Source organism: Odoribacter lunatus, assembly GCF_943193135.1.
GTDB lineage: Bacteria > Bacteroidota > Bacteroidia > Bacteroidales > Marinifilaceae > Culturomica > Culturomica lunata.
Genome location: NZ_CALPCZ010000006.1, coordinates 72,025 through 94,561, shown reverse-complemented (window position 1 = coordinate 94,561; position 22,537 = coordinate 72,025). Strand labels below are relative to the sequence as shown.

At 47.9% G+C, this 22,537-nt stretch carries 20 protein-coding genes, 1 tRNA gene and 1 pseudogene; 10 read left to right on the top strand and 12 right to left on the bottom strand.

Annotated features, from left to right (window positions below):
* Positions 1–126: 126 nt before the first annotated feature.
* The 10 genes from NFR61_RS04360 to dprA form a co-directional block, all read right to left on the bottom strand.
* Complete coding sequence (locus NFR61_RS04360; RefSeq protein ID WP_251620968.1) at positions 127–1,377, bottom strand: site-specific integrase; 1,251 nt, start codon at positions 1,375–1,377, stop codon at positions 127–129.
* A 257-nt stretch (positions 1,378–1,634) separates the two neighbouring features.
* Positions 1,635–1,706, bottom strand: a tRNA-Arg gene (locus NFR61_RS04355).
* A gap of 75 nt (positions 1,707–1,781) precedes the next feature.
* Positions 1,782–2,252, bottom strand: coding sequence for an ExbD/TolR family protein (locus tag NFR61_RS04350; RefSeq protein ID WP_251620967.1), 471 nt, complete (start codon positions 2,250–2,252; stop codon positions 1,782–1,784).
* Positions 2,252–2,827, bottom strand: coding sequence for an ExbD/TolR family protein (locus NFR61_RS04345; RefSeq protein ID WP_251620965.1), 576 nt, complete (start codon positions 2,825–2,827; stop codon positions 2,252–2,254). The genes NFR61_RS04350 and NFR61_RS04345 overlap by 1 nt, the downstream gene beginning before the upstream one ends.
* A gap of 37 nt (positions 2,828–2,864) precedes the next feature.
* The gene (locus NFR61_RS04340) at positions 2,865–3,305 is read right to left on the bottom strand and encodes a hypothetical protein (protein ID WP_251620963.1); all 441 of its coding nucleotides are present in this window, start codon (positions 3,303–3,305) and stop codon (positions 2,865–2,867) included.
* A gap of 5 nt (positions 3,306–3,310) precedes the next feature.
* Positions 3,311–4,108 (bottom strand): MotA/TolQ/ExbB proton channel family protein, encoded by a 798-nt coding sequence (locus NFR61_RS04335; protein ID WP_251620961.1) that lies wholly within the window; start codon positions 4,106–4,108, stop codon positions 3,311–3,313.
* A gap of 127 nt (positions 4,109–4,235) precedes the next feature.
* On the bottom strand, positions 4,236–5,276 hold the full coding sequence (locus NFR61_RS04330; protein ID WP_251620959.1) for an asparaginase: 1,041 nt from the start codon (positions 5,274–5,276) through the stop codon (positions 4,236–4,238).
* 18 nt (positions 5,277–5,294) lie between these two features.
* Positions 5,295–6,053, bottom strand: a complete 759-nt coding sequence (locus NFR61_RS04325; RefSeq protein ID WP_251621006.1) for a TatD family hydrolase — start codon at positions 6,051–6,053, stop codon at positions 5,295–5,297.
* Positions 6,054–6,133: 80 nt separating this feature from the next.
* Entirely contained in the window at positions 6,134–7,468 is a 1,335-nt protein-coding gene (gdhA, locus tag NFR61_RS04320) for an NADP-specific glutamate dehydrogenase (RefSeq protein ID WP_251620957.1), read from the bottom strand.
* 125 nt (positions 7,469–7,593) lie between these two features.
* Entirely contained in the window at positions 7,594–8,709 is a 1,116-nt protein-coding gene (gene dprA / locus NFR61_RS04315; RefSeq protein WP_251620955.1) for a DNA-processing protein DprA, read from the bottom strand.
* A 101-nt stretch (positions 8,710–8,810) separates the two neighbouring features.
* Between dprA and aroB the strand changes: the two genes are divergently transcribed.
* Positions 8,811–9,854 (top strand): 3-dehydroquinate synthase, encoded by a 1,044-nt coding sequence (gene aroB / locus NFR61_RS04310; RefSeq protein WP_251620953.1) that lies wholly within the window; start codon positions 8,811–8,813, stop codon positions 9,852–9,854.
* 4 nt (positions 9,855–9,858) lie between these two features.
* A complete protein-coding gene (locus NFR61_RS04305; protein ID WP_251620952.1) occupies positions 9,859–11,085 on the top strand; it encodes a 3-phosphoshikimate 1-carboxyvinyltransferase in 1,227 nt (408 codons plus the stop codon).
* Here the strand turns inward: NFR61_RS04305 and NFR61_RS04300 are convergent.
* Together NFR61_RS04300 and NFR61_RS04295 are read right to left on the bottom strand one after the other, a co-directional pair.
* Positions 11,069–11,503, bottom strand: coding sequence for a nucleoside deaminase (locus NFR61_RS04300; RefSeq protein WP_251620948.1), 435 nt, complete (start codon positions 11,501–11,503; stop codon positions 11,069–11,071). The two genes, NFR61_RS04305 and NFR61_RS04300, sit on opposite strands and share 17 nt — an antisense overlap.
* A gap of 11 nt (positions 11,504–11,514) precedes the next feature.
* A complete protein-coding gene (locus tag NFR61_RS04295; protein WP_251620946.1) occupies positions 11,515–12,162 on the bottom strand; it encodes a hypothetical protein in 648 nt (215 codons plus the stop codon).
* A 224-nt stretch (positions 12,163–12,386) separates the two neighbouring features.
* Here NFR61_RS04295 and bla point away from each other — a divergent pair, with 224 nt between their 5' ends.
* The 8 genes and pseudogenes from bla (at position 12,387) to NFR61_RS04255 (ending at position 22,419) form a co-directional block, all read left to right on the top strand.
* The gene (bla, locus tag NFR61_RS04290) at positions 12,387–13,295 is read left to right on the top strand and encodes a class A beta-lactamase (RefSeq protein WP_251620944.1); all 909 of its coding nucleotides are present in this window, start codon (positions 12,387–12,389) and stop codon (positions 13,293–13,295) included.
* 292 nt (positions 13,296–13,587) lie between these two features.
* The gene (locus tag NFR61_RS04285) at positions 13,588–14,208 is read left to right on the top strand and encodes an HmuY family protein (protein WP_251620942.1); all 621 of its coding nucleotides are present in this window, start codon (positions 13,588–13,590) and stop codon (positions 14,206–14,208) included.
* Positions 14,205–14,840, top strand: a pseudogene (locus NFR61_RS11220) (carboxypeptidase-like regulatory domain-containing protein); the annotation flags it as partial. The gene NFR61_RS04285 and the pseudogene NFR61_RS11220, both read left to right, overlap by 4 nt.
* 21 nt (positions 14,841–14,861) lie before the next feature.
* A complete protein-coding gene (locus NFR61_RS04275) occupies positions 14,862–16,439 on the top strand; it encodes a TonB-dependent receptor plug domain-containing protein (RefSeq protein WP_251620938.1) in 1,578 nt (525 codons plus the stop codon).
* Between the two features lie 10 nt (positions 16,440–16,449).
* On the top strand, positions 16,450–20,772 hold the full coding sequence (locus NFR61_RS04270; RefSeq protein WP_251620936.1) for a cobaltochelatase subunit CobN: 4,323 nt from the start codon (positions 16,450–16,452) through the stop codon (positions 20,770–20,772).
* Positions 20,773–20,788: 16 nt separating this feature from the next.
* A complete protein-coding gene (locus NFR61_RS04265; RefSeq protein ID WP_251620934.1) occupies positions 20,789–21,472 on the top strand; it encodes a hypothetical protein in 684 nt (227 codons plus the stop codon).
* 24 nt (positions 21,473–21,496) lie between these two features.
* Positions 21,497–22,099 (top strand): MotA/TolQ/ExbB proton channel family protein, encoded by a 603-nt coding sequence (locus NFR61_RS04260; RefSeq protein ID WP_251620932.1) that lies wholly within the window; start codon positions 21,497–21,499, stop codon positions 22,097–22,099.
* The gene (locus tag NFR61_RS04255; protein ID WP_251620930.1) at positions 22,096–22,419 is read left to right on the top strand and encodes a DUF2149 domain-containing protein; all 324 of its coding nucleotides are present in this window, start codon (positions 22,096–22,098) and stop codon (positions 22,417–22,419) included. The genes NFR61_RS04260 and NFR61_RS04255 overlap by 4 nt, the downstream gene beginning before the upstream one ends.
* Positions 22,420–22,537: the final 118 nt, after the last annotated feature.

Below are 22,537 nucleotides of genomic sequence, written 5' to 3'. Positions count from 1 at the left end.
ACCCTAAGTACCCCCCAAGTTTCGGTGCACCCGAAACACAAACTTGCTACCTTAAAAACTTGAGGGGATTCATTTCGAGCAACTCTATTTTTGTGAATATTCCTAAGCCTTTATGCAACGATTTTATTATTTGCTTATCGGATAGGATTCCAGGCATTTCCTGCGAGCATCAAGTTTATGCTCCAATTCGGTCATGTCGTGACTGACCTTGCGGTCTATCACGCGGGCATATATCTGCGTCGTTTTTATGTTGGTATGCCCCAGCATTTTCGATACGCTTTCTATTGGGACGCCGTTGGCAAGACAGATCGTCGTTGCATAGCTATGTCTGGCAAGGTGGACGGTTATGTGCTTGTCTATTCCACAGAGCGCAGCTATCTCATTCAGATAATCATTCATCTTCTGATTGCTGATTACCGGAAGAAGTTTGCCGTTTTTTGCTTCTCCCGCATACCGCTGAAGAATTTGGCGGGGAATCTCAAGCAAAGGAATGCGGGAATCCGTCCCCGTCTTTTGCCTCTTGGTCATAATCCACAATTTACCATCAAATCCGGTCTTGATATGTTCTTGCCTCAGATTGCGGATATCTATATAAGACAGACCCGTATAACAACTGAAGATAAATACGTCCCTAACTCTCCGCAAGCGTTCGGAGCTTAGGTCCTTGTCGTAAATCTTATCTATCTCAAACTGCTCCAGATAACCCCGGTCCACCCGCTCAAAGGTGAATTTATAGTGGACAAAGGGGTCTATGAAGTCAAGACCGCTATTTTTCGCATAAGTCAGAATGCTATGAAAACGCTGTAAAAATTTCAGGGCGGTATTATGGGCAATTCCACAAGTTTTGCGTAAATAAAGGTAAAAGTTTTCTATAAAGGCGGCATTTAGCTTCCGGAGAGGCATATCGGATATATGATAATGCTCCTTCATAAAATCAAGCAGGCGTTGTCTCGTTAGCTCGTACCGGGTATAACTCGTATGGGTTGTAATGGTTCCAACTTTCCGCTCGTATTGTTCATTGAATTGAGCAAAACAGGTCATGAGTGTTTTCTCCTTTTCCTCCAAACCCAGAAAAGCGTTTCGGATCTGTTCCGGAAAGACATAGCCATTCAAGGCATGCAGGCGATTGTAATGAACCGTCAGCTCCGATTTTATGTTGTCCAGAAGACGGTTCAGGGCTGTGTTTTCGCTGCTGTACCCCTTGCCCGTTTTCGCCCGATTCCTGGAGGCATCCCAGTCATCGGGGAGTATGTCGAGCTTGCTGCTGAATTGGGTATTGGAGCCGTTTACCGTCACCCGTATCATTATACTGACACAACCGTTTTTCTTGGGTTCGTTCTTTTTGAGGTAGAACAACACCTTAAATGTACTTTTCATGGCCTCTACTTTTGGTTGACAAAACTATGGTAATTCCGTGAAACAAAAGCAGACAGACAAGAGACAAACGACGCCAAATCAATGAATTAGTGTTAAAATCGTTACGATTTTTACCGTAACGATTCAGTAACGATTTTTTGTCTTAAAGTGGCTTTTTCTTGTCTCCGAAAAGGTACATCTGAAAAGAAAAAACCTTTCTAAAACGTTCGTTTAGAAAGGTTTGGCTTAACTTGGTCGCCGTTTGGCGTTTTTTTCTGTGATCCCGTGGGGACTCGAACCCCAATCAAAGGAACCGGAATCCTTCATTCTATCCATTGAACTACGGAACCAAATGTGTTGCAAAAATAATAAATTAAAATAAAAAAAGGGGGATAAATCCCCCTCTTTTTTATTTCAAATATAAATCAATTCTGGACTTTTTGTCTTGAACCGTAATTGATTCTTAAAGAATTAGCCTTACGTAATTCCTGTTTAATATCAGTCACAATACCCATCGTTGTTTGAGATTGTATTTTCAGGTTGTTCGTAATACTATTTCTATCCTCTTCCTTACGCGCTTCACGCTCGGCTGCAATGAACGAACCCAACTCCTGAAGAGTAGCAAAACGGTCGTTCAATTGAATACGAGGTTCCGTTCCGTAGGCCTTCTGGTATTGCTGTGTCGGCTTTCCAACATAGATATTGCTGACCAACGATTTCTTCTCTAGCTTTGCTATCTGTGTTGCCTGGGGCATATTGTTTTGAACCATGAGGGTCACTTCACGCATAGTAGTACTTACCATGAAGAAGAACAACAGCATGAATACAATATCAGGTAGTGACGCGGTAGAAATAGCCGGAGTCTCCTTTTTACTGTCTTTTTTAAACTTTGCCATTACTTTTTCTTTCCTCCTATATTTTTAGGTTCTGCTTCAGATATAGACATGGGGACCCATTTCTTAATTGCTTCCTGTTGGTCGCTGTTCAAGTCATTGTATTTTTTACCCCATTTAGATACAGATTTGCGGTCTCTTGCCTCATTAAATGCAGCTGCCAGTTGGTCTTGTACGGCAATATACATTTCGTAAGAAGTACCCTTGTCACTTTGCAGGGAAATTACTCCTTTGGAAACTTCAACATTGCCCAAACCTTCGATTTCTTTTACTGATTTTTCCGGAAGATTCTCGTCATTGGCCGGATTTAGGATAAAATCGAGAGCTTCTTTTTTCAGACGGGTTACGTCCAAAATCTCCCCATTCACCGAAAGCAAATTATCTTTATTTACCAAAATCTGCAAAATATTTCTCTTTGCAATTTTGGGTGCTTCAGTATTATCCGGCTGATATGGCGGTAGTCTTCGGAACATACCAGAGTCTACATTCATTGTTGTTGTAGCCAAAAAGAATACAAGCAACAAGAAGGCGATGTCTGCAGTCGAAGTCGCATTGACTTCCGGTGTTTTTTTTGCCATATTATTATTTTTTATCTAATCCCCCGAAGGGGAATGATTATCTTATTTTTCTCAAAAATTCGGTGGCAATAATTGAGATAATTGCACCTCCGAAGAGAATATACATTGTATAAATAATCGTATCCGAGAATATTAAACGGGAAGGTACATTATCCGGACCGGTATAACCGATAATATTCATCGGAGTGCCGTCAGCCATTGCATAAGCAATCAATACCACTACGACTAAAACAGCCAATCCCATAAAGCTTCTTACAGCCTGTTTGGGGCGGGTGAATAGACGTACAATCGGGAATATCAATGCTGAAATAACTGCAATGATAAACAAAGTATATGCCCAATTCAGTAATGGTGCCGTATATACGGGGGTGGTGTAAATTTGATCGGGCACCTCTCCTCCGAAGATAAAGAAACCCAAAATAACCACCGTAATGGCAAACATTGCGATTGTGACGATTTTTAAAATTTTCTCAGTCATGGTTATTATTTATTTTTTTGATTGTATTTTACTAAGATATCCAACAAACTAACGGAAGCATCTTCCATATTGTTTACAATGCCTTCGATTTTTGAATTACAGTAGTTGAAGAATACCTGAAGAATCATAGCTACGATCAAACCACCTACGGTTGTAATCAAAGCAACCTTGATACCTCCTGCAACCAATGCCGGGCTCATATCACCTGCTGCCTGAATATTATCGAAGGCTTCGATCATACCGATTACAGTTCCCAAGAATCCCATCATCGGAGCGATAGCGATGAACAAAGAAATCCAGGTCAAACCTTTTTCCAAAAGACCCATCTGTACAGAACCGTAAGATACAACTGATTTTTCAACCATGTCTACACCTTGGTCATAGCGCATCAAACCTTGATAGAAAATGCTGGCAACAGGACCTCTTTGATTACGGCAATAATCTTTTGCTGCTTCAACACCGCCATTGTTCAAAGCGTCTTCAACACCGGCAACTAATTTCTTGGTGTTGGTATCAGACAAGTTCAAATAAATAACTCTTTCAATAGCAATAGCCAAACCGAAAATCAAGCAAAGAATAACGGCTGCCATAAATCCGGCACCACCTTCGATGAATTTCTGTTTGATTGCTGCGTGCAAACTCGTACTTTCTACAACATCTTCGTCGCTTGAACTAATAACCGTGGTTGTTGTTTCAACCTGTTCGGTTTCCGTAGCTTCTGTTGCTTCTTGTGCTTTAAGCATAGATGATGCTCCGAATGTAAGCATTCCTAAAACTGCTATGAGTGCGAATAATTTTCTCATGATCAATTTAACTGATTTTTAGTTTATAAAAAATTAAAATTTAACTCTATATATTCTCTCTTTTGAAATTTACAACGTTTCCTATACAGGAGACTTCAAATAATGGGGGCAAGGTACAAAAAAAATGTTAAAACCCAACACGATTTATCGTAATTTCTCCTTTCAGGGGAGAATTTAATCTTTTTTTAATTTCATTAGCGTCTTTTCCTTGTCCTAATAAATACATCATTTTACAGACAGCAGCTTCTGTGGTAATGTCATATCCGCTTGAAACTCCGATGTTTAATAAATTTCTGCTCGTTTCATAGCGTCCCATTTCAACTGCTCCTCCCTGGCATTGGGTCACATTGTAAATAATAATACCTTTCTGAATAGCTTCTTGGATAAATGTCAGAAATTGAGCATTGGAAGGAGCATTCCCGGCACCGTAACTCTCTAAGACTACACCTTTTAAATTGGGAATGCGGAGGATAGCCTCCATGACCTCCGGACGGATACCCGGAAACAATTTTAAGATGACAATATGAGTATCCATTTCGCAAAAAGCCGAAACAGGTGCCATCCGGGGCGAATAATCTATTGCGTCGTAATTGTAATGGATGTGAATGCCGATTTCTGCCAACGGCGGATAATTGGTTGATTGGAAAGCGTCAAAACTCTCCGAGTTAATTTTAGTCGTGCGATTCCCTCGGAATAATTTATCACCGAAAAGAATACATACTTCCGGAACAATAGCCTTGTCATTATTGTAAGCGGCTGCAATCTCCAGAGCGGCAATCAAATTCTCCCGGCCATCTGTCCGGATTGTGCCGATAGGTAATTGGGAACCTGTAAAAACAACAGGTTTTGTCAGGTTGGATAGCATGAAACTAAGTGCCGAGGCGGAATAGGCCATTGTGTCCGTACCGTGCAGAATAACAAATCCGCAATAATCATCGTAATGTTTTATAATAATCTGGCAGAGCTCTTTCCACAGACAAGTTCTGACATCCGAAGAATCTATAATTTCCGGTAACGTATAACTGTCTATAGTAAAGCCGAACTCTTTAATCTCCGGCACCTCTTGAACAATCTGTTCAAAATTGAATGGTGACAATGCGCCCGTCTCCGGATTATTAATCATTCCGATAGTACCGCCGGTATATATGATAAGGACTGATTTTTCCATTTATTCTTATTGTTGGTATCACAAAGTAAATAAATTCATCGCATTTTGACTCGTAACCTCCTGAACTTTTTTCAAATCGGTTTGAGTTAATTCGGCTATTTTTTGCGCGATAATGGGAATATAGGCACTTTCATTTCTCTTTCCTCGATGAGGTACAGGTGTCAGATAAGGCGAATCGGTTTCCAAAAGCAGAGAGCCGATACCGACTTCTTGTACAACTTGTGCCATAGGACTGTTTTTAAATGTCACTACCCCTCCGATACCCAGCATAAAACCGTCGCCGATAACTCGTCGTGCCTCTTCTGCATTACCTGGGAAGCAATGAAAAACACCTTTTATATAAGGATACGGCTTTAACGCTTTAAAGATCTCGTTCAAGGAATCCCGGGAATGGATAATTACAGGCAGATTGGTCTCTTTTGCCAGGCCCAATTGATAAGAAAATGCATGAAACTGTTCTTTATAATAAGTCTTATCCCAATACAAATCAATACCGCATTCTCCTATGCCGTAAAATCGATGTTCCCCTAATGCTTTCTCCACTTTCTTTAATTCGGTTTTATAATCTTCATTGACTGATGTGGGATGTAGTCCTATAGTGGGAAACATCATCCCCGGATATTCTTCCGACAACTCCAGCATCGCGGAACGGGTTGTCTCGTCAATATCGGGCAGGATAATCCTTTCTACTCCGGCAGCTTTTGCCCGTTCGACTACCTCTTTGCGCTCATCTTTGAATTCCTCGCCGTAAATGTGCGAATGTGTATCAATAAACATAGCTGAAATAAAAAAACGAGACCCGCCCAACCTCGCGGTCAGACAGGTCTCTACCATCTAATGGGAATTTACATGGTTTATTATACATGTCCTTGGGCGCACATCGCTTCTGCAACTTTGATAAAGCCGCCGATGTTTGCTCCTTTTACATAGTCAATCTTATCTCCGGTCTTGCCGAATTTAACACAAGTATCATGAATGTCTTTCATGATTTGGGACAGTTTTTGATCTACTTCTTCTGCTGTCCAACTATAACGCATGGAGTTTTGGCTCATTTCCAAACCGGACACGGCAACACCTCCCGCATTGGCAGCCTTACCCGGTGCAAAAGAGATGTGGGAATTCAAGTATTTTACAGCTTCTGCCGTGCAACCCATATTGGAAGTTTCTACAACCATTTGGCAACCGTTGGCAACCAATTGTTTTGCGTCTTCTTCATTCAATTCGTTCTGGATTGCGCATGGGAAAGCGATGTCGCATTTTACTTCCCACGGTTTCTTCTTAGCGAAGAACTTGGCACCGAATTTCTTTGCATACGGTTCAACAACATCATTGTTGCTGGCACGTAATTCAAGCATATAATCAACACCTTCCTGTGTGATGCCTTTCTCGTCATAAATATATCCGTCCGGACCGGAAATGGTAACTAATTTAGCTCCCAATTGAACAAGTTTCTGTGCAGCACCCCAAGCCACATTACCGAAACCGGAGATAGCCACCGTCTTGCCTTTGATTTCCTGTCCTTTTTCTTTCAACATATGTTGAGCGAAATACACCGTACCGTAACCCGTAGCCTCCGGACGAACACGGGAACCGCCGAACTCTCTGTTCTTGCCTGTCAATACGCCGACAAACTCATTGCGGATTCTCTTGTATTGGCCGAACAAATAGCCGATTTCACGTCCACCTACCCCGATATCTCCGGCAGGTACATCCGTATCGGCGCCGATATGTTTGCAAAGTTCCGTCATAAAACTTTGGCAGAAACGCATTACTTCATTGTCTGATTTTCCTTTCGGATTGAAGTCAGAACCACCTTTACCACCGCCCATCGGCAAAGTAGTCAAAGAATTTTTGAAAGTTTGTTCAAAACCTAAGAATTTTAATCCACCAAGCGTTACAGACGGGTGGAAACGTAAACCTCCCTTGTACGGGCCGATAGCACTGTTGAATTGTACACGATAGCCCCGGTTGATTTGTACTTCACCTTTATCGTCAATCCATGGAACTCTGAACATGATTACTCTTTCAGGTTCAACCATCTTTTCCAGAATCTTATTGGCCTTGTATTTCGGATTAGCCTGATAGGTATCCCATACCGTCTCAATAACTTCTTCTACAGCTTGGTGAAATTCGGTCTCACCTACAGTCTTTGCCTTTAAGGCATCCATGAATTCTTTAATTTCTGCTCTCATGTGGTATAACTTTAATCTTTGCGTAATAAACGACTAACTTTTGGATTGAAAACACAAACGTTTTCAGCGCTTCAAAATTACCTATTTATTTAATATCCCAAAATATTTACATCTATTTTTTTAATTTACTTTATAATATAATTTTTCCCGGGCAGGGCAAGAATATGTTCTTCCAGTTCCAGCTTTGTCAAAAGGGCGGACAATTTACCCATGGGTATTTGACTATATATACTCAACCGGTCAATATCCAGTCCTTGATGTTCCGTCAGGATACGGAGGACAATAGCTTCCGGAGAATCGTCGGGAAACAACGTCGGTTTTTCATCTTGTGAAAGAGCGGGGAGTTCTGTGTTGATTCCCATGATTTGAGCAATATCCTTCCCGTTCTCTACTAAAGCGGCAATATTCTGCTTGATAAGCCAATTACATCCGGCAGACATGCTATCTTCCGGGCGGCCGGGTAGTGCCATAACCTCCCGGGCATACGATTGGGCAATCCGGGCGGTAGCCATGGCACCTCCTTTTACGGCGGACTCCGCGATAAAAGTCGCTTGGCAAAGTCCGGCAATAATCCGGTTGCGTTGTAAAAAATTGGCAGGGAAAATAGAACTGAGACAAGGAAACTCCGTAATCAACGCACCCTTTTGGGCAACAATCTTTTCCGCAAGATTTTTATGAGAGGCAGGGTAGATGGTGTGCAAACCGTGCCCTAAAACCGCATACGTGGGAACATCGTATTTCAGGCTCGCTTGGTGAGCCGTAATATCAATGCCGAAAGCCAGCCCGCTTACCGTAACCAGAGACGGACAAAAGGTATGTAATTCTTCAATAATCCGTTCCACGCGGCAACGGCAATGTACGGATGCTTTACGGGTACCTACTATTGCGATATACTGCCTGTCATCCGTATATAATTCCCCTTTGTAATAAAATACCAAAGGGGCATCCTCGCATTGGCCTAATAAAAAAGGATACTGGTAATGTTCTGTACTGCAAACCCGAATGGCCAGACGGTCAATATATTCGAGTTCTCTTTTCGCCCTTTCTAAAGCCTGCTTCCGGTTAAAACAATCCTTTTTAAGATGAAATTTCGGATAAAGCGCATTCAGGGCGGCATCACTTTCCAGAAAGAATCCTTCAAAACCTCCGCAAGCCTCGAATAAAGGAATGTACACCCGTGAATTCAGTTTGGGTAAAAATGTAACGCCTACTTGCGTATGGAGGGAACTTTCATGGCTCATTGTTCGGAAAAATTAAGGTTATATAACAAATTTACGGAAAAATATCTGAAAATCGATGAAAAAAAGAACGGCGCTTTTATCTTTGTTTCAAATTTAGAAAAATGAGTTTGGTCTTATTCACATCGGATATTCGGGCGGAATTAATTCGACTGCTGGAAAAATGCGAAGCCGGACAGATTTTCATCCTGATGGATGAAAATACCAGCCATGATTGCTTGCCGGTGCTAAATAATGACAAAATAACTCCGGAGCATCTTATCGTCGTTCCGGCGGGCGAAAACCATAAATCACTGGCAAGTGTGGAAATGATATGGCGGCGGCTTTCCGAGCAGGGAGCGCGGAGAGACGCCCTGTTGATAAACCTTGGTGGAGGAATGGTTACGGACATGGGAGGATTTGCCGCCTCCTGCTTTAAAAGGGGGATAAAATTCATCAACATACCTACCACTTTATTAGCCCAGATTGACGCATCCGTTGGAGGGAAAACCGGCATAGACTTCAATGGCTTGAAAAATGAAATAGGCACATTCTCCTTGCCGGAAGCAGTTATCATTGCCCCTTGTTTCTTGAAAACATTGCCCCGCCGGCAACTCCTTTCCGGTTTTGCCGAAATGTTAAAACACGGATTACTTTCCGGCGGACGGCATTTAAGAAAACTTCTTACATCCCGGGAAATAGATACATCCGACAGAGAATTTTTATGCCTGGTGGAAGAATCCGTAAACTTTAAAGAAAGAGTTGTCAAGACGGATCCGACCGAGCGGGGATTGCGTAAAATACTGAACTTCGGACATACGGTAGGGCATGCTTTGGAAAGTATTGCCATGCGGGAACAGGCGGAATTTTATCACGGAGATGCAGTGGCTTACGGAATAATCGCAGAACTATATCTTTCGGTCTTGAAAATGGGATTCAGTCGCGATATTTATAATCGGGTCAGACAGTTTATATTGGATTTATATCCGGAATACACCTTCTCGCTCTCTTCAGAACTCCTCTACGAACGGATGCTTCATGACAAAAAGAACCAGGGCAAAGGAGTTAATTTCACTCTATTGGAAGACATTGGTAAACCGGTGATAGATAATTATTGCTCCCGGGAAGAAATAATGACAGCGTTAAGCGTATTACCGAAAACGGATTGAAGAAATGGATATAACGCTTTCTTTTGCCACAGCGGATACAGCCGGAACAACAATCACACTTCCCGCATCCAAAAGTATCTCCAATCGGGTGTTGATAATTAATGCGTTGGCCGATAGTGTGATACCGGTACATAATCTCTCCGATTGCGATGATACGGCGGTCATGTTGAAAATATTAAATTCGGATACTTCCTGCTTTGATGTCGGGCATGCGGGTACGGCAATGCGCTTTCTCACGGCATATCTGGCACGAATTGTCGGGATATGGGAAATAACCGGGTCGGCAAGAATGAAAGAACGTCCTATTGCCGTATTGGTCGATGCCTTAAACCGCTTGGGAGCAAGAATAGAATACAAAGAAAAAGAAGGTTTCCCCCCGTTGATTATTCAAGGCTCTTATTTACAAGGAGGAGAAATGGAAATCCCGGCATCGGTAAGCAGTCAATACATATCGGCGCTGATGATGGTAGCCCCTTACATGGAAAAAGGATTGGTCTTGCAATTGAAAGGGCAGGTTGTATCCCGTGCTTACATTACGATGACAGCTGCAATAATGCGGCAATTCGGAGCGGACGTGCAACTTCGGGAAAATACAATCATCATCCCTCCCTGTTCTTATACACCGCATCCCTTTGCCGTTGAAGCGGATTGGAGCAGTGCTTCCTACTTCTACGAATTGCTCGCTGTGGCAGGTAAAGGCGAATTCCGCTTGCCCGGATTGACGGCAGACAGCCTGCAAGGGGATGCGCAACAAACCAGACTGTGGGATAAATTGGGCGTGGAGACTTTTTTTGGAACAGAAGCCGTTCGGCTGAAGGCCCGGGAAACGGCAGCTCCCGCATTAGAGCATGATTTTACTGATATGCCGGACTTAGTTCAGTCCTTTACGGTAGCGTGTTGTTTAAAAAAGATACCATTTCAATTTACCGGACTTCGTACCTTGCGGATAAAAGAAACCGACCGGATAGCCGCATTAACGACGGAACTGGAAAAATTGGGGTATCATTTGCAAGCGGAAGGAGACAACAACTTGAGATGGGATGGTGCTTGTGGAGAGGTAAAGCAAAGAGAAATCAATACTTATCAAGACCACCGGATGGCGATGGCATTTGCTCCGGCAGCATGGCACATGCCCGGATTGATTATTCGTGACAAAGAAGTGGTAGCCAAATCTTTTCCCGGTTATTGGGAACAACTTGAAAAAGCGGGAGCCATCATCGTTTCTCTTTGAAAAATGTCAAAAGAGGCTCGCTGCACTTTTTTTCCAAAATACCGGCCGTAACCTTTGTCTTTGGATGCAGCAAAGAAGGCGTGATCCGACTGAAACCGCGTTTGGGGTCGGAAGCACCGTAAACAAGTTCTCCGAGCTGCGCCCATGCCAGGGCGCCGGCACACATAACGCAAGGTTCCAGTGTCACGTAAAGCGTACATTCGTTCAGATATTTGCCCCCTAATGCCGATGTCGCCATCGTAATGGCGAGCATTTCCGCATGAGCCGTTACATCATTCAGTTTCTCCGTCTCATTGTGGGCGCGGGCAATGATTTTCCCCTTGCATACCATCACCGCCCCCACCGGAATCTCTCCCTCTTCGGCGGCCGCAGCCGCCTCATCCAACGCCTTGTGCATATATTGTTCGTGGGTATTCATATATAAAAATATCACTCCAGTTTAAAATGCAGACTTTCGGAATACGCCGTTTCATCTTCTCTGCCGAAAAAACAATAAATATGCTTTGCCCCTTCTGCCGGATTGTCTAACCGGAACGTCCCTTGCATATCACCCCGCTGTCCACAGACTTCTTTTACCCATTTGGGTCCTAAAGCTAAAGATTCATAAATGACCCCGACACACAATTTGTCATCCGCTGCCGTCAGCGTACCGCTTCGTTCATCCTCCCATGTCACCCGATAGACATCGCCTTCTTGTGTAATATTTACATTCCTCGGTAACAGCAACTCACCATATGAAAACCGGAATGTTGTAAAGTCCACCAGCTCTCCGGCACCATTGAAACAGGGACTGTTTAGTCGGTGAAAAAGATTATTTGCCCGGCAATGGGCACTTCGTGCCGCCGTCTTCCAAATACTTTCGCATACCCTTTCCCTGAAAAAAGAATAAAAGGCCTGCACAATAGAAAAACGGTTCATCTGTTCCTGATGTACCGGATGAAACCCTTCCTTCTCGGATTTCCGTTTCTTACCCGGAAGAGCCGCTCGGCGCACATACTGCTTGCCATCCATCACATAATATATCAGATTCCCCATTTTGCCGCTGACCAGTCCTGCATTTAAATCGCGTACTTTCATATAAATCTTTTTATTCGATAGCTGTTCTGTAGTTAATCTATGGCAGACAAAACTAACTATTATTTTAATAAAATCATAATTATTACCTGTAAATACACGAAATAATCACGAGATAAACAGGAAATGAATAGGGAGTGATTACTACAAAACAAGGATGGAAATGCTTTTGAACATGCGGAATATCCTAGGAATAGATTATCTTTGTCTCCGTTAATTTGATAGATATGAGACAATTGTTTTTACCGGTTTTCTTGCTTTTATTGCTTCCCTTGACAGTGGAGGCACAAGCGGACCAATTGCAGGAGGAATTGGCTGCATTTGCCGGAAATTATCGGGCGCAAATCGGTATAGCGGTTATTATAGACCACATGGATACGGTACTCGTAAACAATCGGGCGGATTATCCGTTGTTGAGCGTTTTTAAATTTCATCAGGCACTTGCCGTAATAAATCGCTTGCATCGTAAGGGAATATCACTTGATGAACGGATTCATATTCGCCGGAAAGAGCTGTTGCCGGATACGTACAGCCCGTTGCGCGATAGCTTTCCTGAAGGAGATGTGACGCTTCCCGTACGGGAATTGTTGCGTTACACGATGCAACAGAGCGATAACAATGCCTGCGATGTTTTATTCCGTCGTTTCGGGGGAGTACGGGCAACGGAACGTTACATACGTAGTCTGGGGATAAATGATGTCGTCATTCGTTATAATGAAGAACAGATGCATCGGAATATCATGCGTTGTTATGCCAATTGCACGTCGCCGCTTGATGCCGTTGGTCTCATTGAATACGTGCGTACTCATGAGTTACCGGAACAGGAATATCTGGAATATATTTTCAGTTTGATGGAAACATGCGCAACAGGGCGTGACCGCTTGGCAGCACCTTTGCTTCATACGCAGGTGGTATTCGGGCATAAAACCGGAACCGGTGACCGTAATGCGCAGGGATTACTTATTGCAGTGAATGACATAGGGTATGTATGGCGGCTTCCCAACTTTCATTCTTACAGCATCGCCGTCTTTGTCAAAGACTCCTCCGAATCGCCTGAGGCCACGGCAGCCATTGTCGCCGGCATTTCCGAACGGGTGTATCATTTTGTCAATGCCCTGCCTTCTTTGCCCATGTAAATTATCTCTTTCATCGGAATAATTCGTTATTGTATGCAACTAATTTTATAAAAGTACTGACAAGTAAATAATAGACATAGCCCCAAAGGCTTGTTTAAAATAAAGGCTGTCCGGTGTAGGAGAGAAATATGCTTTCCTGTGCCGGACAGCTTTTTTATTGATCTCATTATATTTTGGTATCTCTCCGAATGTGAATTCACAATTTTTAGGGATTGTTTGCGGTTAGGTGACGATATACTTTTGACACGTTCTAAATAACGAGGAAATATTAATTATTAAAATCAATGATAAAATGAAAAAGCTGAATGTTTTAGTGTGCGGACTGCTGTTGGGTGGTCTGGCGTTTACAGGGTGTAGCGATGACGACGACAAGAAAATCGAAGGAGAAGCGACGGTTATGGCGAATGAATACAATGAATGGACCTATTTCAATTTTAGCACCGAAGATACGGTCGTGTTGACGATACAGAAGAAAGCGGAGGGCGACGGCTACGTTTACGAAGTGGATGCCGAGGCGGAAAAGGTGCTGAAGTGGGACATTGCCGTGCACAAATACGATATGCGGACAAACGGCGGTCTGGTGAAAGAATTGAGCACGAAGAATTTCGATGCCGTTACGCTTGCCGATGTACCGGCGGACGGGGGAATGGTGGCGGATGCGGAAGGTTCCGTTATGGCGGATATGAGCCAGATGATGAGCGGTTTCGTGGGGTATCAGGACGTGAAGCTGAACGAGGAACTGGGGCGTTGGGTGATTGCCACCCCTACGGGTACGATGCCTCCCTATACCTATGAATTGAACGACAACGTATTTGTTGTAAAGGTGAACGGCAAAACGTGGAAAATGCAGTTCTCCGCCTACACCTACGGAGGCAAGACGGCTGCCAGATTTGTTTACGGTGAATTGAAATGACGATGCGCGGACTGTTGTGGTTCATATTTTCTTTGGCGACGTTGTCCGTCCGGGCGGAGGAAGAGATTGCTCCGGCGACGGTCGCCACCGTCCGGGGAGTGGTATTGGACGAAACGGGAGCACCTTTGCCGGGTGCTTCCGTCTGGTTGAAGGGAACGACCGTCGGGGCAGGAACGAATGCGAAGGGCGAATTCGTGCTGGCGTTGCGCAAAAGCGGACAGCAGATACTGTGTTTCAGCTTTACGGGCTACAAGCCGCAGGAATACGTGTGGGAGGGGAAAGAGGATGCCGACCTGACGATTCGCCTGGAGCCGGCGCGCAATTCGCTGGACGAGGTGGTGATTACCGGCACGCGGACACCGAAACCGCTGAAGGAGGTGCCCGTGCTGACACGGGTGGTTTCCGAGCGGGAAATCAAGCAGATTAATCCGCTGGATTTTCGGAACCTGCTGGAGTTTGCCTTGCCAGGGCTGCAATTTGGTAAGGCGCATGGCTCGAACCTCCCGACACTGAAATTTCAGGGGGCGGAAGGCGGCTATGTGCTGTTCCTCGTGGATGGGGAGCGGATTGGCGGAGAAGGGGCGAATGGCAACATTGACTTCGAGCGCATCGACGTGGACAACATTGCCCGCATCGAGGTGGTGAAGGGGGCAATGTCCGCGCTCTATGGGGCGCAGGCGATGGGCGGCGTGGTGAACATCATCACGAAGAACGCCGACCGGCCTTTCACGGCAGACCTCAGCGCCCGTGTCGGCAGCAGGGACGAGATGAAGTATTCCGCTTCCGTGGGGACGAAACTGAACCGTTTTTCTTCCTATACGACCTTTTCGTACCGCAAGAGCGACCCTTACGAGGTAGAAGACCAAGAGGGGCAGGTGCAGGAGGTACACGGACGGGATTCCGTCTGGCGGGACACCTCCGCGCGGGGTTCGTCCGTGGTGCTGGGCTACGACGTGTGGTCGCTCAACGAGCGTCTCGGTTACTCGTTCACGGATGCGCTGAAAGCGGAAATGTCCGTGGGGTATTACCGCAACAACTTGCAGAACCCTTACGAGCTGGACGGGATACAGGACCGTTTTTCCACGCTGACAATTAATCCAAAATTGAACTATTTATTGGATGAAAATCATTTGCTGACATTTTCCTATATGCTGGACAATTACGTGAAAAAAGAGGTCTATTCGGACGGCTTTCCCGACCGGAAAACAATGCAAGACCTTACGAATACGGCACGTTTGAATTATTCCGGCAAACTGGCGGAGCGCCATACGCTGACGGCGGGCGTGGAGGTGAATACGCAAAAAATGCACCATTATTGGTTTGATGATAATTCATTATTGGACTATACGCAACAAAACTACGTGCTGTACGTGCAGGAAGAGTGGAAAGCGAACGAGGCGTTCAGTCTGGTGGCAGGCGTGCGTTCCGACTGCCATTCCCATTACGGCTTCCACCCCAGCCCCAACATTTCGCTGATGTACCGTTGGGCGGGACTGTCGTTGCGTGGTGGCTACGGTATGGGCTTCCGCCTGCCGACGCTGAAAGAATTGCATTCCGCTTACCCAATGGGTGGCTTCGGCTTTATGATTTACGGCAACGAGGATTTGAAACCCGAGGAGAGCCACCAGGGGACGCTCTCCGTGGAATACACGAAAGGCGTGTTCAACGGCTCGGTATCGGGCTATTACACGAAATACCGGAACGAGATTTACCTGGGAACATACGAGGAGGAAGACGGCACGCTGGCGCAAAAGTATTATAACCACGAGAGCAGCCGGAAAACCGGCGTGGACGTTATGGGACAGGTGCGACTGGACGGCGGATTTACACTGAACGCCTCCTACTCCTACGTGAACACCCACGCCGACAGGGAAGGGTATAACACTTCCGTGTTCCGTCCCCACAGCCTGACCTTTACGGCGAATTATGCGCGACAGGTGGGCAAGGTGAGAACTTCGGCGGCGCTGAACGGCCGATGGCTGTCGAAAGTGGACGTATGGAACAAGGACGACGACGGCAATTACGTGCTGACGCCCTACTACGCTTATACTTCCGTCGACCTCAACCTGGGGGCGCGCTTCCCCCGCGGATTCCGGTTGGCGCTGGGATTGAACAACCTGATGAATTTCAAGGCGAAGAACGCCGCTACCGATTCCTCGGTCATCCCGCAACGGGGCATCGAGGTGGTGGGCACGCTGGGCATCAACCTGGCGGATTTGTTGAAACTTTAAACGAATAAATATGAAAAAGGAGAGACTATTGATTGCGGTCGTGCTCGTGGCGGTGTTGTTGGGCGTATGGATATACAACACCTGGTTCGGCGTGACGCGGGTGGCATTCGTGAACTTCCAGACCATTTCTATGGGAAGCATCGCCAAGGCGAACGACAACCCCAAGGTGAAGGTGTACGAGGTGGGGACGGACGAACTGGACAAACTGACGGGGTATGATATGGTGTTCGTGAACGGTATGGGACTGAGCATCGTTGCCGAACAGCGCGAGCAGATACAGCGTGCCGCCGAACGCGGCGTGCCGGTCTATACCACTATGGCGACGAATCCCGCTAATAACATCTGTAGCACGGATTCCCTGCACGTCGCCCGGCTGGCAGCTTATCTCGGCGGAGGAGGACGGAAGAATTACCGGAACCTGCTGAATTATATCCGCAAGGAGATAGACGGCAAGATAGGGCACACGCCCGAAGTCGGCGAACCGGTGGAGCGGGCTTCCGACATCCTGTATCACGTGGACGTGCAACGCCCTGATGAAGAAGCAGAGTTCACGACGGTAGCGGAATACGAGCGGTTTTTGAAAGAAAACGGACTATACAAGGAAGGCGCGCGTCGCATCGCGGTGACCGGACAAATGGCGGATGCCACCGGACTGATTGCGGCATTGGAGGCGGAGGGTTACAACGTTTATCCGGTCTCCTCCCTGCGGAAAATTATGGGCTTTCTGGAAGAAATCAATCCCGATGCCGTCATCAATATGGCGCACGGACGTATGGGCGACCGAATGGTGGAATTTCTGAAAAGGAAAAACATCCTGCTCTTCTCGCCGCTGACGGTCAACAGTCTCGTGGAGGAATGGGAGGCGGATCCTATGGGAATGTCGGGCGGATTCCTGTCGCAAAGCGTGGTGACGCCCGAAATCGACGGTGCCGTCCGCACGTTTGCCCTCTTTGCGCAATACAAGGACAAAGAGGGGTTGCGACACTCGTTTGCCGTGCCGGAACGGCTGGAAACTTTCGTGCGGAACGTGAACAATTACCTGAACCTGAAAAAGAAACCCAATAGCGAAAAGCGGGTGGCAATCTATTACTACAAGGGTCCCGGTCAGAACGCGATGACGGCGGGCGGTATGGAAGTGGCTCCCTCGCTCTACAACCTGTTGCGCAGGATGAAGGCGGAGGGCTACCGCGTGGACGGACTGCCTGCCGACTACAAGGGACTGGAAAAGATGATTATGTCGCAGGGCGCCGTTTTCGGCACCTATGCCGAAGGGGCTTTCGACGAATTTATGAAAAGCGGTCATCCGGAACTGATTACGAAAGAGCAGTACGAGGGCTGGGTGAAGGTATCGTTACGGCCGGAGAAATACGCGGAAGTGGTGGCTGCCAACGGGGAGTTCCCCGGTAGCTATATGGTGACGCCTGACGGACGGTTGGGCGTGGCGCGCCTGCAATTCGGGAACGTGGTGTTGATGCCGCAGAATGCCGCCGGAGCAGGCGATAACTCTTTCCAGGTGGTGCACGGCACGAATATGGCTCCCCCGCACACCTACATCGCCTCCTACCTGTGGATGCAGCACGGCTTCAAGGCGGATGCCCTGATTCATTTCGGAACGCACGGAAGTCTGGAGTTCACGCCCCGGAAACAGGTGGCGCTGAGCAGTAACGACTGGTCTGACCGTCTGGTGGGCGCTGTGCCTCATTTCTACATCTACTCCATTGGCAACGTGGGAGAAGGTATGATTGCCAAACGTCGCTCCTATGCTGGTCTGCAGTCCTACTTGACGCCACCTTTCTTGGAGAGTAGTGTGCGGGGCGTTTACCGCGACCTTATGGAAAAGGTGAAAGTCTACAACACCCGCTTGGGCGCGGAAGAAGGCGTGAATGCCACTGCCTTGGAAAAGGCGTCGCTGGCGGTCAAGGAGGCGACGGTGAAGCTGGGCATCCACCGCGAACTGGGACTGGACAGCGTGCTGACCGTGCCTTATACGGAGGAGGACATCCTGCGCATCGAGAACTTTGCGGAGGAACTGGCGGCGGAAAAGATTACCGGACAGTTGTACACAATGGGCGTGCCCTACGAACCGGAGCGAATTACCTCGTCCGTTTACTCTATGGCGACGGAACCGATAGCTTACAGTCTGTTGACGCTTGACAAACAGCGAGGCAAGGCAGACGAACGCTTGCTGAAACACAAATCGTTGTTCGCACAGCGCTACCTGAATCCTGCCCGTGAGTTGGTGGGACAGCAGTTGAAGCAGTCTGCGCCTGTTACGGACGCACAAATTTGCCGGATTGCCGGCATTACCGCCACGGAACTGGCAAAGGCGCGGGAAATCGTTGCCGAACGCAACGCCCCCAAAGGAATGTTGGCGATGATGCTGGCAATGCAGGAGGACAACGCACCTCGAAAGGAACAACCGAAAATGCCTGCCGCTATGCAAGCGAAGACAAAAGAAAAGGACGGCGAAACGAACCCGTCGGTGGCATTGGCAATGGCGAAGAAAATGGGTGCCAATCCGGAGGCATTGAAGCGAATGGAAGCGGCGATGAAAGGTAAAAAACCGGAAGCCCGCCAACCGGAAAACCAACGTGGCGGAGGTATGTCTGCGATGATGTCCGCTATGGCAGGACATAAAAAAGAATATACGAAAGAGGAAATCGATTTTGCCCTCGCTGTATCCGAAGTGGAAAGAACCGTGCGGAACATCGGCAATTACCGGAAACAATTGCTGACGAGTCCCGAAAACGAACTGGCCTCGATGCTGAACGCCCTGAACGGCGGCTACACGGCACCTTCGCCCGGCGGTGATCCGATTGTGAATCCGAACACGCTGCCCACGGGACGCAATATGTTTGCCATCAATGCCGAGGAAACGCCCACTGAGGCGGCGTGGGAAAAAGGCGTGCAATTGGCGAAGAGCACGATAGATATGTATCGCAAACGCCACAATGGCGAATACCCGAAGAAAGTGAGCTACACCCTTTGGTCCGGCGAATTCATCGAAACGGGCGGAGCGACGATAGCCCAGGTGCTTTATATGCTGGGCGTGGAACCCGTGCGCGATGCCTTCGGGCGGGTGAGCGACTTGAAGCTGATACCGTCGGCGGAATTGGGACGTCCGCGCATCGACGTGGTGGTGCAGACCTCCGGCCAGTTGCGCGACTTGGCGGCTTCCCGTCTGTTTCTGGTCAACCGTGCCGTTGAAATGGCGGCTGCGGCAAAGGACGACCGCTTTGAAAATCAGGTGGCAGCAGGCGTGGTCGAAGCGGAAAAGGCGCTGACCGAGAAAGGACTGTCGCCGAAAGAGGCACGCGAAATGGCTTCCTTCCGCGTATTCGGCGGAGCGAACGGCGGCTATGGAACAGGCATCCAGGGGATGGTGGAAGCCGGCGACCGCTGGGAGGACGAATCGGAAATCGCCTCGGTCTACCTGAACAATATGGGGGCTTTCTACGGCAGCGAGAAGAACTGGGAAGCCTTCCGGAAATATGCCTTCGAGGCGGCGCTCACCCGCACGGACGTGGTGGTACAGCCCCGGCAGAGCAACACCTGGGGCGCCCTGAGCCTCGACCACGTGTACGAGTTTATGGGCGGTATGAACCTTGCCGTGCGCAACGTGACCGGCAAGGACCCCGACGCCTATTTCAGCGACTACCGCAACCGCAACAACAACCGGATGCAGGAACTGAAGGAATCCATCGGCGTGGAATCGCGCACCACGATATTGAACCCCGCCTACATTCGCGAGAAGATGAAAGGCGAGGCATCTTCCGCGGGAACATTTGCAGAAACCGTCCGCAACACCTACGGGTGGAACGTGATGAAGCCGCAAGTGGTCGACAAGGAGTTGTGGGACGACATATATGACGTATATGTCAAAGACAAATTCAATTTGGGTGTGCAGAAATACTTCGAGCAGAAGAACCCTGCCGCCTTGGAGGAAATGACGGCGGTGATGCTTGAAACCGTCCGCAAAGGAATGTGGAATGCCAGCGAACAGCAGATTGCCGAACTGGTACGCCTGCATACCGAGTTGCTGAACAAATACCGCCCCTCCTGCTCGGGCTTCGTGTGCGACAATGCGAAACTGCGCGACTTCATCGCTTCGAAAACCGACCCGGCCACCGCGGCGCAATACAAGGAAAGCATTGCCAAAATCCGCGAGTCTGCCGTGAACGACAAAGGCGTGGTAATGAAAAAAGAGGAACTGAACCGGGCGCCGGAAGCGCACAAGACGCAGGTAGGCGCACCGTGGATTGGCGCCGGAGTGGTGATTGCGCTGGTGGGACTGGTGCTGCTGATGCGGAGAAGACGGAGAAACCGGGAATAAAACCGAATGCAAGCCTATGGATACGATTATCTGGATATTGATTTTGTTGACGGCTTTCAACTTTCTGTTGAAACAGACCTTCTGGCCGACGAAAGGCGTATGGCTGGCGGCGGTGGCGGGAGCGGTATTTGTCGTGCTGACGTGGCCGTATGCCATCGAGCAGTCCAAGACGCAGATTGCCGACTGGCTGTCCGATTCCGCGCTGATGCTGGACATCGCCGTGGTGCTGACGGTCGAAGTGGCGTTGCAAATGGCGTTCTGCCTGCTGACCGTGCACACGATGAACGTCTCCCCTCTTGGGAAGCGGGTATGGTGGGCGTGGAAGGTGCTCTACTGGTTCCCCGGCATACTGATATTCCCGGTACTGTTTTTCAGTCTGACGCAACTGATATTCGCCTTGCCGGGCATTTCCTTTCAGCAAGTGGCGTGGGGATTCGGAGGCGTGGTGCTGGTGGTGGTGCCGGCAGGCCGATGGCTGGTGAAATGGCTGGTGCCGGAGGAAGACCTGCGCCTGGAACTGCTGTTCCTGACCAACGCATTGGTGGCGATATTGGGCGTCATTGCGACGGTGAACGGCCGTACTGCCATCGAGGGCACGGCAACGGTGGACTGGACGGCGCTCGCCGGCTGTGCGGGCATCTTTGCCGCAGGGGCGGTTATCGGGCTGCTGTGGCGCAAATGGAGAGGAAAACGGATATAAGAATATTTTAAACAATTATGCGATATGAATACGATTTCTGACATTATGTTTTGGATTTCAACGGGATTGCTCGTTCCCGTTGTGGTATTGTTGATAGCCCTTTTCTTCCGGGCACTGCTTCTGGTCGGGAGCTTCTTCGGGCAATATATGGCGATTCGGAAGACGGATAAAATCATCCGGGAGCAAATGGAAGGACTGACGCCTGACAAGGTTGACGAACTGGCAGAAAAACTGCCTGCGAAGACTACGTCTTTGGTCGTGGTTTATATGCGTCGCATATTGGAGGCACGGCACAGTAGCGCACAGGTGCAACGCTTGCTTGCCAACTTCGAGATAGCCGCTGACAAAGACTTGGCGACCTCCAAGACGCTGACCAAACTGGGACCTATTTTAGGCTTAATGGGTACGCTGATACCTATGGGACCTGCCCTTGTGGGACTTTCCACCGGCGACATTGCCTCAATGGCTTACAATATGCAGGTGGCATTTGCTACCACCGTCATCGGTCTGTTTGCCGGGGCAATCGGTTTCCTCACCCAGCAGGTAAAACAGCGCTGGTACCTGCAGGATATGACCAACCTGGAGTTCCTCGCTGCATTGTTGAACGAAAAACACACCCGGGAATGAGACGTAATCTGTTGAAAAAAGAGGAGGACAGCGACCCGATTAGCGTCGTGTCCAACCTCTTCGACGTGGCAATGGTCTTTGCCGTAGCGTTAATGGTGGCGTTGGTCACCCGCTACAATATGACCGAAATGTTTTCCAAAGAGGACTTCACAATGGTGAAAAACCCCGGCAAGGAAAATATGGAAATCATCACCAAGGAAGGCGAGAAAATCAACCGCTACACTCCTTCCGAAGACCAGCAGACTTCCAGCAAGCGGGGCAAAAAAGTCGGCATCGCCTACGAACTGGAGAACGGGGAGATTATTTATGTGCCGGAATAACGGTGGTCTCTTTTACCGATTGAACGTAAAATATCCGTAGCGGGATTTGTCTCTTTCGTCAGAATATTTTATTATTGTGTGAAATTTGGAATGAAAGGAGTTTCTGGAAGTTCATTTA

Coding starts and splice junctions, on each gene's coding strand:
- NFR61_RS04360 (WP_251620968.1), bottom strand. CDS start 1,377: ATGAAAAGTACATTTAAGGTGTTGTTCTACCTCAAAAAGAACGAACCC.
- NFR61_RS04350 (WP_251620967.1), bottom strand. CDS start 2,252: ATGGCAAAGTTTAAAAAAGACAGTAAAAAGGAGACTCCGGCTATTTCT.
- NFR61_RS04345 (WP_251620965.1), bottom strand. CDS start 2,827: ATGGCAAAAAAAACACCGGAAGTCAATGCGACTTCGACTGCAGACATC.
- NFR61_RS04340 (WP_251620963.1), bottom strand. CDS start 3,305: ATGACTGAGAAAATTTTAAAAATCGTCACAATCGCAATGTTTGCCATT.
- NFR61_RS04335 (WP_251620961.1), bottom strand. CDS start 4,108: ATGAGAAAATTATTCGCACTCATAGCAGTTTTAGGAATGCTTACATTC.
- NFR61_RS04330 (WP_251620959.1), bottom strand. CDS start 5,276: ATGGAAAAATCAGTCCTTATCATATATACCGGCGGTACTATCGGAATG.
- NFR61_RS04325 (WP_251621006.1), bottom strand. CDS start 6,053: ATGTTTATTGATACACATTCGCACATTTACGGCGAGGAATTCAAAGAT.
- gdhA (WP_251620957.1), bottom strand. CDS start 7,468: ATGAGAGCAGAAATTAAAGAATTCATGGATGCCTTAAAGGCAAAGACT.
- dprA (WP_251620955.1), bottom strand. CDS start 8,709: ATGAGCCATGAAAGTTCCCTCCATACGCAAGTAGGCGTTACATTTTTA.
- aroB (WP_251620953.1), top strand. CDS start 8,811: ATGAGTTTGGTCTTATTCACATCGGATATTCGGGCGGAATTAATTCGA.
- NFR61_RS04305 (WP_251620952.1), top strand. CDS start 9,859: ATGGATATAACGCTTTCTTTTGCCACAGCGGATACAGCCGGAACAACA.
- NFR61_RS04300 (WP_251620948.1), bottom strand. CDS start 11,503: ATGAATACCCACGAACAATATATGCACAAGGCGTTGGATGAGGCGGCT.
- NFR61_RS04295 (WP_251620946.1), bottom strand. CDS start 12,162: ATGAAAGTACGCGATTTAAATGCAGGACTGGTCAGCGGCAAAATGGGG.
- bla (WP_251620944.1), top strand. CDS start 12,387: ATGAGACAATTGTTTTTACCGGTTTTCTTGCTTTTATTGCTTCCCTTG.
- NFR61_RS04285 (WP_251620942.1), top strand. CDS start 13,588: ATGAAAAAGCTGAATGTTTTAGTGTGCGGACTGCTGTTGGGTGGTCTG.
- NFR61_RS04275 (WP_251620938.1), top strand. CDS start 14,862: ATGTCCGCGCTCTATGGGGCGCAGGCGATGGGCGGCGTGGTGAACATC.
- NFR61_RS04270 (WP_251620936.1), top strand. CDS start 16,450: ATGAAAAAGGAGAGACTATTGATTGCGGTCGTGCTCGTGGCGGTGTTG.
- NFR61_RS04265 (WP_251620934.1), top strand. CDS start 20,789: ATGGATACGATTATCTGGATATTGATTTTGTTGACGGCTTTCAACTTT.
- NFR61_RS04260 (WP_251620932.1), top strand. CDS start 21,497: ATGAATACGATTTCTGACATTATGTTTTGGATTTCAACGGGATTGCTC.
- NFR61_RS04255 (WP_251620930.1), top strand. CDS start 22,096: ATGAGACGTAATCTGTTGAAAAAAGAGGAGGACAGCGACCCGATTAGC.